Below are 12,236 nucleotides of genomic sequence, written 5' to 3'. Positions count from 1 at the left end.
CCGTCACGGAGCCACCGGCATGCGGCACGCGCTCAAGTTCGACCCGATCACCGAGCTGACCCGCACCACCGCCTCGACGGTGAAGGAGCACTGGCGAAAGGTCATGCAGGACGTCCGCGAACAACAGGCCGTGCTGGTGACCAATCACAACGAGCCCCAGGCCGTCATCCTCTCCGCCGAGCAATACCAGGCCATGCAGGCCGAAGTGCTATCGCTGCAGCGTGATCTGGCCTCCCTGCGCGAGCAGACCCCGGCCCTCCAGCACCTGCGGCAGCGCTTCGATGATCGCCTTGCCGTGCTGGACAGTGCTGCGGCGGGCACCAACGCGCGCGCGCTGCTGCGCAAGCCGGCAGGGCTCAAGGGCAAGGTAGTCGCAGGCAGCGGGTACTGATGGCGGCGCGCCCCTTCCTGTTCGTCCTGGCAGGGGTCAACGGCGCAGGCAAGAGTTCCATCGGGGGTCACCTGCTCCGCGAGGCCGGGCTGGACTGGTTCGATCCGGACGACTGGGCCCGGCAGCTGTGCCGCGGACTGGGCATGAGCCAGCGCGAGGCCAATGGTCAGGCGTGGCAGGAAGGCTTCTCCCGATTGCAGGCCGCGATCGCCGAACGTCGCAACCACGCCTTCGAAACCACCCTGGGCGGACAATCCATCGCCGCGACCCTGGCCGAGGCATGCGCCACGCATGACGTACTGGTCTGGTACTGCGGCCTGGCCTCTCCCGAGCAGCACATCGCACGGGTGCGCGCATGCGTTGCGGCCGGTGGCCACCCCATCAGCGATGCGGACATCCACCGCCGCTATCCGTTGGCGCTGCAGAACCTGATCACCCTGTTGCCAGCACTGGCACAGCTGCAGGTGTACGACAACAGTGCAGAGGCCGGTCCTGGCCAGCCCGTTGCCGACCCGCAGCCTGTGCTGCAGATGGACGGTGGCCGTTTGACCTGGCCCGCCGCCGATGACGCCGCTCAATTGCGGCAGGCACCCGACTGGGCCGTGCCGGTGCTGGAAGCTGCACTGCAGTGTCACGACGCCTGCGCTGGCGAGCCGCCGCGATGAGCGAGCATAGGCGGATGAGCGAACACATGCGGCTGCAAACGTCATCCATCGTCGGCGCGACCCTGCCCCGCTGCCCCGCGTCCACCTTTCTTCACCGGCCCTTCGCGTTTCCCATTCGGGACGGTATGCTGCCGAGGCATGAAACGACGGATACTCTCCGTCATCGCATCACATCATCCACGTTTCCTGGAGGGGGAATATGAGTCTGGAACGACCCTGGCTGCAGAGTTATCCCAAAGGCGTACCCGCCGAGATCGACGTCAACGAGTTCCATTCGGTCTCGGCCGTCTTCGACACCTCGGTGGCCAAGTTCCGCGACCGCCCCGCCTACTCCAGTTTCGGCAAGGTTCTGACCTACGGGGAAACGGACGCACTGGTCGAACAGTTCGCCGCCTACCTGCTCGGTGAGCTGCAGCTCAAGAAGGGCGACCGCGTTGCCCTGATGATGCCCAACTGCCTGCAGTACCCGATCGCGACCTTCGGCGTGCTGCGTGCCGGCCTGACCGTGGTCAACGTCAATCCGCTGTACACCGCCCGCGAGCTCAAGCATCAGCTGGTGGATTCCGGCGCGGCCGTGCTGGTGGTGGTCGACAACTTCTGCGACACCGTGCAGCAGGTCATCGCCGATACCCCGATCAAGCAGGTGGTGACCACCGGCCTGGGCGACATGCTCGGCGCCAAGGGCATCGTGGTGAACTTCGTGCTGAAGTACATCAAGAAGATGGTGCCCAACTACAGCCTGCGCGGTGCGATCCGCTTCAACCAGGCGCTCAAGCTGGGCAGCCGCCACACCCTGCCCAAGGTCGAGATCGATCACGACGACGTCGCCTTCCTGCAGTACACCGGCGGCACCACCGGCGTGGCCAAGGGCGCGATGCTGACCAACCGCAACCTGGTCGCCAACATGCAGCAGGCCTCGGCCTGGATCTCCGCCTCGGGGATCGAGATGGGCAAGGAGGTGATCATCACCGCCCTGCCGCTGTACCACATCTTCGCGTTGACGGCGAACGGCCTGGTCTTCATGAAGTTCGGTGGCTGCAATTACCTGATCACCAACCCGCGCGACATGAAGGGCTTCGTCAAGGAGCTGAAGGCAACCCGTTTCACCGCGATCACCGGCGTCAACACGCTGTTCAACGGCCTGCTCAACACCCCCGGCTTCGACGAGATCGATTTCTCCTCGCTGAAGGTCACCCTGGGTGGCGGCATGGCGGTGCAGCGCGCCGTCGCCGAGCGCTGGAAGAAGGTCACCGGCGTGACCCTGGTCGAGGCCTACGGCCTGACCGAGACCTCGCCGGCCGCCTGCATCAATCCGCTCAGCCTGGCCGAGTACAACGGCGCGATCGGCCTGCCGATCCCGTCCACCGATGCCTGCGTGAAGGATGACGCCGGCAAGACGCTGGCCGCCGGCGAAGTGGGCGAGCTGTGCATCAAGGGCCCGCAGGTGATGAAGGGCTACTGGCAGCGCCCGGAGGACACCGCACAGGCGGTCGATGCCGAGGGCTGGCTGCACACCGGCGACATGGCGCGCATGGATGAGCAGGGCTTCTTCTACATCGTGGATCGCAAGAAGGACATGATCCTGGTGTCCGGCTTCAACGTGTATCCCAACGAGGTTGAAGACGTCATCGCGATGATGCCCGGCGTGCTCGAAGTCGCCGCGGTCGGCGTGCCCGACGAGAAGTCCGGCGAAGTGGTCAAGGTGGTCATCGTCAAGAAGGACCCCAACCTCACCGCCGAGATGGTCAAGGAGCATGCGCGTGCCAACCTGACCGGTTACAAGCATCCGCGCATCGTGGAGTTCCGCAAGGAGCTGCCGAAGACCAACGTCGGCAAGATCCTGCGCCGCGAACTGCGCGATACACCCGCGCCGTAACGGTTCCCCAACGGCTGCATCTTCACAGGGCCCCTGCCGGCAACGGCGGGGGCCTTTTGCATTGCGTGAGATGCCGGGGGTGTAGGATCGCGGCGTGTGGACCCGTCAGGCCCGCCGCCCACCGTCCTCCCAGCGGGCCAGCCTCCGAGGAAATCGCCATGAGCACCATTGAAAAGCTGCCCGTCAACCACCGCTACGCCACCATCCGCACCGAAACCACGGGTAACGACGATGCCCATTGGCTGTACATGCACGCCGATGCCGCCAGCGGCATCCGCCCGTGCTGCCGGAAGGACATGCTCGATGAAATGTGGAATTTCATGAGCGCCATCACCCGCACCCCGGCCGAGCGCAACAGCGGCAAGCTGCGGCATTTCGTGCTCGCCTCCGATGCGAACGCCTACAACCTGGGCGGCGATCTGGACCTGTTCACCCGCCTGATCCGCGAGGGCAACCGCGACCGCCTGCTGACCTACGCACAGCGCTGCGTGGAAGGCGTGCACCACCTGCACACCGGCTTCGGTGGCGACGTGCGCTCGATCGCGCTGATCCAGGGCGACGCGCTCGGCGGCGGCCTGGAGATGGCGCTGGCCTGCCACACCATCGTGGCCGAAGAAGGCTGCGGCATGGGCCTGCCGGAGGTGCTGTTCGGCCTGTTCCCGGGCATGGGCGCGTACTCGTTCCTGTGCAAGCGCGTGGCACCGCAGCTGGCCGAGAAGATCATCCTCGACGGCCGCGTGTACTCCTCCGAAGAGATGCATGCCATGGGCGTGGTCGACGTGCTGGTGCCCAAGGGCCACGGCGTCAAGGCCGTGGAAGATCTGATCCGCCAGCACCAGCGCATTCCGCATTCGTATCTGGCGATGAATGCCGCGCGCAACCTGGCCCAGGCCGTGCGCTATGACGAACTGCTGGAGATCACCAAGGTGTGGGTCGATTCCGCACTCGCCCTGGGCGACAAGTCGCTGCGCACCATGGACCGCCTGATCAAGGCCCAGACCCGCCGCGCCACCCTCGACGTGGCCTGAGTCCTCCCCTCCCCTGTGTTGTTCAAGCCCGGCTGCCGCCGGGCTTTTTTTCAGCGCATGTCGCCGCCGTCGTCGGCCTGCCCCTGCGCCTTGCGCTGCGCACGCGCATCCAGTGCCTGCCGGCCTTCCTTGATGCCCGCCTGCAGCAGGGTCACGCGCTGCCGCCATTCGCTCTTGAGCTGCCAATCGGCCATGCGCATCAGGTCGCCCGCACGGTTCGCCACGCGGACCAGGCCCAGATTACTGGCCACGCCCTTGATCGCATGCGCCTGCTCACGGAAATGCACCCAGTCGGCGCGCTCGCCGTCGGCCAGTGCGACGCCGACGCATTGCTCGGCATCGGCCAGGCATTGGCGGATGAACTCGCGTTCGAAGCCATCGCCCATGCCGAGCGAGGCCAACTCGTCCAGCACGCCTGGATCGAGCACCCCATCGAGCACGGTGGCGGTGCGCACGATCGGCGCGCTCGCCTTGAGCTGACCGTTGGAGGCGATGTCGGCCAGCACGTCCAGCAGCCGCACGGCCACCACTGGCTTGGCCAGGAAAGTATGCGCACCGGCCTGGGTACAGCGCTGGATCGCCTCTGGGGTGACATCGGCGCTGAGCACCAGCACCGGCGTGCGCGGACCGCCCCCGGCCTGCATCACGCGCAGCTCCTTGAGCATGTCCAGGCCACTCATGCCGGGCATGTGCAGATCGACGATGGCGGCATCGAAATCGCTCTCGGCCATCGCATCCAGCACCGCTTCGCCGCCGTTGACGCACAGCACCTTGTGACCGGCTTTCTGCAGCAGGCGCTGCAGTACCATCCGGTTGGCCTCGTGATCATCGGCGACCAGGATGTGCATGCTGCGCACGCGCGCGCGGTGGCGCAGGAACGGATCGGCGAAGGCGATGACATTGCCGTTGCGGTCCGGCAGCCCGTCGCCGACCAGGGCCGGGGTGACCGTGCCCAACGGCACGCGCGGCGGCGCAAACGGCAGCTCGAACCAGAAATGACTGCCCTGCGGCGGATTCTCTTCATAGCCGATGTCACCGCCCATTGCCTCGACGAGGCCTTTGGCGATGGTCGTACCCAGGCCGGTGCCTTCGTGCCGGCGGGCCATGCTGACATCGGCCTGCTCGAAGGCTTCGAACAGACGTGGGCGCATTTCCGGCGCGACGCCGATGCCGGTATCGAGGATGTCAAAGCGCAGGCGCACCCCGCCATCGGATTCGGCATTGAGCACGGCGACGCGGATCTCGACCCGGCCATGGTCGGTGAACTTGACCGCGTTGCCGGCGATGTTGAGCAGGATCTGGCGCAGGTGACCCAGATCGCCGCGCAGCAACGGCGGCACGGTGTCGGCCACCTTGACCCGGTAATCCAGCCGCTTGGCCTTGGCCTGTGGCAGCAGGATCAGCCCGATCGCCTGGATGACATCGGTCAGGGCGAAGTCTTCGGCGGTCACGCGCAGCTTGCCCGCTTCGATCGCGGAGATGTCCAGCACCTCTTCCACCAGCGCCAGCAGACTGCGCGAGGAGGCCTGGATGGTATTGACGCACTCGCGCTGCTCTTCATCGAGCTTGGTCGTGGCCAGCAACTCGGTCATGCCCGACAGCCCGTTGAGCGGCGTGCGGAATTCATGACTCATGTTGGCCAGGAAGCGGCTCTTGGCCTCGCTCGCACGGCGCGCTTCGGCCATCGCCCGGGTCAACTGGCGCAGCAGCGTGGAGAAATACAGCGGCACCGCGGCCAGGCCCAGCCACAGCCCGAACGCCAGCCGGGCATTGCGTTCCCAGTACGGCGTCAGCAGCGCGGTGCTGCCGAAGCTGACCATGGCCATCGCCACGGCCACATAGAGATAGTTGTTGCCATAGCGCATGCCGTTGCCGACCGTCACCCACATCACCACGATGTAGACCCAGGCCAGCGGCTCGCCCATCTGCACCATCCCGGCGGCAATCAGCCCGTAATCGGCCAGCATGCCGGCCACCCGGCGCGGGTCCGAGCGCCCCGGCCGCCACAGCAGCCAGCCGAACAGCCCCAGCGACAGCGTCAGGCCGGTCAGCACGATCGCCAGCACGCCGTGGTACTGCGCCGGCGGCAGATCGTGCCGCGGCCCCGGCATCAGTACGTACAGCAGGATCAGGGTGATCAGCACGATGCGCACGATCGCCTGGCCGTGCTCGGTATCCGGGCGCTGCGCCAGACGTTGCTTCAGCCGCGGGTACAGACGACGCATATCACATCCCCGGGCGGGATGACGCAGTGGAGTGCTGTGCGCAGATCTCATCAAGCTGGAGGCGGCCGCGCAGCAGGGCATCAACGCAACGCGGGTCGAACAACCGGCCACGCTGGGCGTACAGATAAGCCAGCGTGGCTTCCATGGTCCATGCTTCCTTGTACGGACGGGGTGAGATCAGGGCATCGAACACATCGGCCACCGCCACGATCCGCGCTTCCAGCGGAATGGCATCGCCGACCAGCCCATCCGGGTAGCCGCTGCCGTCGTAGCGCTCGTGGTGGCGCAGCGCGATCAGCGCACCGACCTGGATGAAACGGTTCTGGCTGCCACTCAACAGTTCATAGCCGATGCGCGGGTGCCGGCGCATGATCGCCTGCTCCTCTTCGCTCAGCTTGCCCTGCTTGAGCAGCACGGCATCGGGAATGGCGATCTTGCCCATGTCGTGCAGGGGCGCGGCCATCTCGATCAGCTTGACCTCTTCCTCCGGCAGCCCGAGCTGCTCGGCGATCAGGCCCGCCACGTGCGCCATGCGCTCCAGGTAGGCGCTGGTGCCGGCATCACGGAACTCGATCGCACGCGCCAGGCGCGAAAGCGTCTCACGCTCGCGCTCTTCCACCTCATGCATGCTGGCCAGCAGCCGCTGCTCCAGCGAGAGCGCGCGCTGCTTCACGTTCTCCGACTGCTGGCGCAGCTGCAACAGGTTGTAGCAGCGCGCGCGCAGTTCGCGCGGGCGGATCGGCTTGACCAGGAAATCGATCACCCCCGCTTCCAGCGCGGCCTGACGGATCGGCTCATCGCCGACCACGGTGATCAGGATCACGGGGATGTCGCGGTGTTTGGGCAGGCGGCGGAACCGGCGGGCGAACTCCAGCCCATCCATCTCCGGCATGCGGTAATCGAGCAGCAGCAGATCCACGGCATGCGACTCGCACCAGGCGAGCGCCGTCAGTGGATCGCCGAAGTCGTGCACGGACAGTTCCGGCGCGATGTCTTCGATGACATGGCGCAGCATGGTTCGCGCGGACGTCTGGTCGTCAACGATGACAATATTCAAGGCTGCTTCTGCCTTCTTCCTTGACCACACTGGAACATGCTGCGGAGAGGATACTCCGCCGCTCAGCACACTGGCACCTTGCATGGGTCCGCCTCCCGTCATGAACACCCCAGTTCATGATCGTCGTCACAGTGTGATGCCAATGTAAGCACCCGCTGCAACCCGTCATGGTCCGTGGCCATCACGCCATAGCACCTTGCTAAGGCCACGCAGAAACCATACTCGCGCGGCCACGGGAGCGGAACCCCCATCCGGACGTGCCCCAAGCACGTCCGGACCCAGGTCTCAGTTTTCGGGACGCATATACGGGAACAGCAGCACGTCACGGATCGAGCTGCTGCCGGTCAGCAGCATCACCAGGCGGTCGATGCCGATGCCCAGGCCGCCGGTCGGCGCCATGCCGTACTCCAGCGCGCGGATGTAATCGGCGTCGTAATGCATGGCTTCGTCATCACCGCCCTCCTTCGCCGTGACCTGGGCCTGGAAACGGGCGGCCTGGTCTTCCGGATCGTTCAGCTCGGAGAACCCGTTGGCCAGCTCCTTGCCGTTGATGAACAGCTCGAAGCGGTCGGTATAGCCCGGCTGGTCATCGTTGGCCCGGGCCAGCGGGGACACCTCGACCGGGTGGTCGGTGATGAAGGTCGGCTGGATCAGGGTGTGCTCGACGGTGGCTTCGAAGATCTCCAGCAGCAGCTTGCCCCAGCCGTAGGACGGCTTGATGCGGATCTTCAGGCGCTCGCAATGGGCGACCAGCGCATCGCGGTCGGTACAGTCGGCCGCACTGATTTCCGGGTTGTGGTGGCGCACGGCTTCATCCATGCGCCAGCGGCGGAAGGCCGGGGCCAGATCGATCGTGGCGCCGTCCCACTCCACCGTGGTGGTGCCCAGCACCTTGCTGGCCACGTCACGGATCACGCCTTCGGTCAGGTCCATCACTTCGGTGTACGTGGCGTAGGCCTCGTACAGCTCCATCATGGTGAATTCCGGGTTGTGGCGGGTACTCACGCCTTCATTGCGGAAGTTGCGGTTGATTTCGTACACGCGCTCCAGCCCACCCACGACCAGGCGCTTGAGGTACAGCTCCGGGGCCACGCGCAGGTACAGATCCAGGTCCAGCGCGTTGTGGTGGGTGGTGAACGGCTTGGCCGTGGCGCCGCCGGGGATGTAATGCATCATCGGCGTTTCGACTTCCAGGAAGTCGCGGCTGTCCAGCCAGGCGCGCATGGCGCGGATGATCCGCGAGCGCTTGATGAACACCTCGCGCGACTCCGGGGTCACGATCAGGTCCACATAGCGCTGGCGGTAGCGCTGCTCCACGTCGGCCAGGCCGTGCCACTTGTCCGGCAGCGGGCGCAGCGACTTGGTCAGCAGGCGGATGCTGGTGGCCTTGACCGACAGCTCGCCGGTCTTGGTGCGGGTGAGCCCGCCTTCCACGCCGATGATGTCGCCCACGTCCCAGCCCTTGAACGCCGTGTAGGCATCGCCCAGGGTGCTGCCCTGCAGGAACAGCTGGATGCGGCCGGACTCGTCCTGGATCTGGGCGAAGCTGGCCTTGCCCATCACGCGCTTGGCCATCAGGCGGCCGGCCATCTTGACCTGGCGGTCACTGGCTTCCAGTGCTTCGGCGGTCCACTGTTCGGCGTCGGCGAACTCGGCCTGCAGGGTGCCGGCGAAATGCTCGCGGCGGAAATCGTTCGGGTAGGCAATGCCCTGCCCGCGCAGGGCGGTCAGTTTCGCGCGGCGCTCGGCGATGAGGCTGTTCTCGTCGACGGGGGGCTGCGGCGCGGCGGTCTGATCGTTCATGGCGTGGGTCTATGTATGTCGGGGGGGGAGGTGCGGTCCCCGCCATCATGCCGATGGTCGGGGCGGATTGCGAAACCGGGCGCGGCCCGGGCACAACGGATCGGGGCCGCGCGTGGCGGCCCCGACGGTCAGGCGTCGGTGCGTTTGGCACCCACGGCCAGGCCGGACTTCAGGCTGGCTTCGACGAATTCGTCGAGGTCGCCATCCAGCACCTTCTGCGTATCGGAGCGTTCGATGCCGGTGCGCAGGTCCTTGATACGGCTCTGGTCGAGCACGTAGTTGCGGATCTGGCTGCCCCAGCCGATGTCGGACTTGGTGGCTTCCACCGCGTCACGCTCGGCGTTGCGCTTCTGGATTTCCAGCTCGTACAGCTTGGCGGCCAGCATCTTCATCGCGTTGTCGCGGTTCTGGTGCTGGCTGCGGCCGGTCTGGCAGGCCACGACCGTGTTGGTCGGGATGTGCGTGATACGCACCGCCGATTCGGTCTTGTTGACGTGCTGACCACCGGCACCGGAGGACCGGTACACGTCCGTGCGCAGGTCGGCCGGGTTGATGTCGATTTCGATGTTGTCATCGACTTCCGGCGACACGAACACCGAGGTGAAGCTGGTATGGCGGCGGTTGTCCGAATCGAACGGCGACTTGCGCACCAGGCGGTGCACGCCGGTTTCGGTCTTCAACCAGCCGTAGGCGTAATCGCCTTCCACGCGCAGGGTGGCCGACTTGATGCCGGCGACGTCGCCACCGGACACTTCCATCAGCTCGGTCTTCCAGCCGCGCGATTCGCACCAGCGCAGGTACATGCGCAGCAGGATCTCGGCCCAGTCCTGGGCTTCGGTACCACCGGCACCGGCCTGGATGTCGACGAAGGCCGCCGCGGTATCCATCTGCCCGGAGAACATGCGCTGGAACTCCAGCTGCTCCACGTGCTTCTGGTACTTGTCCAGGTCGCTGACCACGGCCAGGGCGGTTTCTTCGTCCTGTTCGCTTTCGGCCAGTTCCAGCAGTTCGCCCGACTCGGCCAGGCCGTCGAGGATCGTGGCGATGCCGCCGACGGTCTTGTCCAGATTGGCGCGTTCGCGGCCAAGATTCTGGGCGTACTCGGCGTTGTTCCAGATATCCGGGTTTTCCAGTTCCCGGGTTACTTCTTCCAGACGCTCTTTCTTGGCGTCGTAGTCAAAGATACCCCCTGAGCGAGAGCACGCGATCGGTGAGATCGGTGATGCGCTGGCGGACAGGATTGAGCTCGATCATGTCGGCGATTAATGCGTGCGAAAAGACTGTCCATCATAGCCTATCCGGGGCTTTCCGGCGGTGGCCGGGGTGGGAATCGCCCTGTTCCGGCCAGGAAAACGACATCGCTGAACACGGGCGCCCGGGCAGACGGTAGACTTCCGCCCCGCTGCGCGGCCCCCTGCCCGCGGCGTCCCCCAACGCACTACATGGAGCACTACCCCGATGAGGACGTCATCCTCCGCCCTGCTGCTGGCTCTCGCCTGCCTGACCGCTTCCACCACCGCCTCGGCCCTGGACCTCAAGCAGCTGGCCAGCACCGGCCTGAAGGCCGGCCAGGCGTTGACCCTGTCCGACCAGGACGTGGCCAAGGCCGCCGACGAAGCCTGCGTCTACATGGACCAGCAGAACAAGGTGGCCCCGGCCAACAACCCGTATGCCCAGCGTCTGGCCAAGATCACCCAGGGCCTGGCCAATGAAGACGGCATGAGCCTGAGCTTCAAGGTCTACCTGACCGAAGACGTCAACGCCTGGGCCATGGCCAACGGCTGCGTTCGCGTGTACTCCGGCCTGATGGACATGGCCTCGGACGATGAAGTGCGCGGCGTGATCGGTCACGAGATCGGCCACGTCAAGCTGGGCCATTCCAAGACCAAGATGCGCACCGCGCTGCTGGCCTCGGCCGGTCGTGACACGCTGGCCGCCTCGGGCAATGCCAATGTCGCCACCCTGACCCAGGGCCAGCTCGGCGAACTGGCTGAAGGCTTCGTCAACGCGCAGTTCTCGCAGAAGGAAGAGAGCGCTGCCGACGAGTACGGCTACCGCTTCATGAAGCGCCACCAGTACGACCCGGCCGCATTGGCCAGCATGTTCCGCAAGCTGTCCAGCGATGGCGGCCTGATGTCCTCGCACCCGGGCTCGGAAGCCCGCGCCGGGCGCATCGACGCGATGATCAAGAAAGACAGCAAGCGCTGAGTGCCCTGCCGGCACCCGGGTCCGCCCGGGTGCCGGTCAGCCAGGCAAGGTCAGGCCGGTGCCTGCACGGCCAGCGCCTGCCGGAATGAGGGCAGCTGCCGGCGGCTGCACGGCACCCGGCCGCCATCGTCCATGTGCAGCAGGGCCTCACCCCCCTCCAGCGGCTCGATCGAGACCAGGTGCCGCACGTTCACCAGCCAGCTGCGGTGGGCACGCACGAACAAGGCCGGATCCAACCGTTCTTCCAGTGCCGCCATGGTGCTGCGCAGCGGGTAATCGTGCCCGCGCACCCGCAGATTGACGTAGTTGCCCGCCGCCTGGGCGTACTCGATATCACCGGTGGCGACCAGGAAGTCGCGGCCCAGCTTGCGCACCAGGAACCGCTCCGGACGCTCCACCGCGTCCACCGGGGGCGCATCGTCCGGCGCGGCCAGCAGATGCGCTTCGCCCTGCCGGCGTCGCCCGAACCAACTGAAGAAGTGCTCGATCGCCACGAAGCTGAAGAAGGCACGGACATCCTTGAGGTACTCGTACATCAGGCGTACCGGCCAGGTGGCATCGTCCTGGTAGTGGAAGCCGAGCGCGGCATAGGCGAGATGGCGCAGCCCCATCATCCCGGTCACATGCACCACCGACCACGCCACGCTGGCCAGCAGATACAGCGGCAGCCGTCGCTTCCAGGTATCGGCGTGCAGCGGCCAACGCTGGCAGCCCCACCACAGGACCGGCAACGTCAGCAGGATCATCGCGACGCTGCTCAACTCCCAGATCATCGGCTGCCACAGGCCCAGGTCTTCGCCACGGCGGCCCGCATCCATCACTTCCACCAGCGCATTGGCCACCGCGGTAGTCAGCAGGATCACCGACCACACCAGCATCCGCGCACCCGGCCGCCATCGCGCGGCACGTCCGTTCGCCATTGAATCGTCCATTTGCAAAGGGTCGTCAGCCTGACTCATCAGGCCATGGTAGTGCGCCCCACC

General features: G+C 66.0%; 10 protein-coding genes. 5 read left to right on the top strand and 5 right to left on the bottom strand.

What is annotated here, in order from left to right; genetic code table 11:
* The first annotated feature begins 19 nt into the window (after nt 1–19).
* From ABE546_RS00220 to ABE546_RS00205, 4 genes are all read left to right on the top strand, one after another.
* Nucleotides 20–391: a type II toxin-antitoxin system prevent-host-death family antitoxin gene (locus tag ABE546_RS00220; protein WP_346462212.1), complete on the top strand. Its 372-nt coding sequence runs from the start codon at nt 20–22 to the stop codon at nt 389–391.
* Nucleotides 391–1,056, top strand: coding sequence for a hypothetical protein (locus ABE546_RS00215; protein WP_346462211.1), 666 nt, complete (start codon nt 391–393; stop codon nt 1,054–1,056). Before ABE546_RS00220 ends, ABE546_RS00215 begins: the two co-directional genes overlap by 1 nt.
* Nucleotides 1,057–1,255: 199 nt before the next feature.
* Entirely contained in the window at nt 1,256–2,932 is a 1,677-nt protein-coding gene (locus ABE546_RS00210; RefSeq protein ID WP_121036701.1) for a long-chain fatty acid--CoA ligase, read from the top strand.
* Nucleotides 2,933–3,090: 158 nt separating this feature from the next.
* The gene (locus ABE546_RS00205; RefSeq protein WP_313212481.1) at nt 3,091–3,960 is read left to right on the top strand and encodes a crotonase/enoyl-CoA hydratase family protein; all 870 of its coding nucleotides are present in this window, start codon (nt 3,091–3,093) and stop codon (nt 3,958–3,960) included.
* Nucleotides 3,961–4,010: 50 nt separating this feature from the next.
* On the opposite strand, the gene ABE546_RS00200 is transcribed toward ABE546_RS00205, so the two are convergent.
* From ABE546_RS00200 to prfB, 4 genes are all read right to left on the bottom strand, one after another.
* Nucleotides 4,011–6,185, bottom strand: coding sequence for an ATP-binding protein (locus ABE546_RS00200; protein ID WP_313212482.1), 2,175 nt, complete (start codon nt 6,183–6,185; stop codon nt 4,011–4,013).
* A 1-nt stretch (nt 6,186) separates the two neighbouring features.
* Nucleotides 6,187–7,326 (bottom strand): two-component system response regulator, encoded by a 1,140-nt coding sequence (locus tag ABE546_RS00195; protein ID WP_313218230.1) that lies wholly within the window; start codon nt 7,324–7,326, stop codon nt 6,187–6,189.
* A gap of 201 nt (nt 7,327–7,527) precedes the next feature.
* Nucleotides 7,528–9,045, bottom strand: coding sequence for a lysine--tRNA ligase (lysS, locus tag ABE546_RS00190; protein WP_313218228.1), 1,518 nt, complete (start codon nt 9,043–9,045; stop codon nt 7,528–7,530).
* 128 nt (nt 9,046–9,173) lie between these two features.
* Nucleotides 9,174–10,299, bottom strand: a protein-coding gene (gene prfB / locus ABE546_RS00185) for a peptide chain release factor 2 (protein ID WP_346462210.1) whose coding sequence is annotated in 2 segments (ribosomal slippage) — nt 9,174–10,223 and nt 10,225–10,299 — 1,125 coding nt in all. Because the reading frame shifts where the segments join, the coding sequence is not laid out codon by codon here.
* Nucleotides 10,300–10,503: 204 nt separating this feature from the next.
* Here prfB and ABE546_RS00180 point away from each other — a divergent pair.
* Nucleotides 10,504–11,253, top strand: a complete 750-nt coding sequence (locus ABE546_RS00180; protein WP_313212485.1) for a M48 family metallopeptidase — start codon at nt 10,504–10,506, stop codon at nt 11,251–11,253.
* Nucleotides 11,254–11,303: 50 nt separating this feature from the next.
* Here the strand turns inward: ABE546_RS00180 and ABE546_RS00175 are convergent, their stop codons facing one another.
* Complete coding sequence (locus tag ABE546_RS00175) at nt 11,304–12,173, bottom strand: LytTR family DNA-binding domain-containing protein (protein ID WP_346462208.1); 870 nt, start codon at nt 12,171–12,173, stop codon at nt 11,304–11,306.
* Between the last annotated feature and the right edge of the window lie 63 nt (nt 12,174–12,236).

Source organism: Stenotrophomonas sp. TWI377, from assembly GCF_039674525.1.
Classification (GTDB): domain Bacteria; phylum Pseudomonadota; class Gammaproteobacteria; order Xanthomonadales; family Xanthomonadaceae; genus Stenotrophomonas.
Note: the sequence above shows the minus strand (reverse complement) of the source record. Positions and strands in the feature narration are given on the sequence as shown.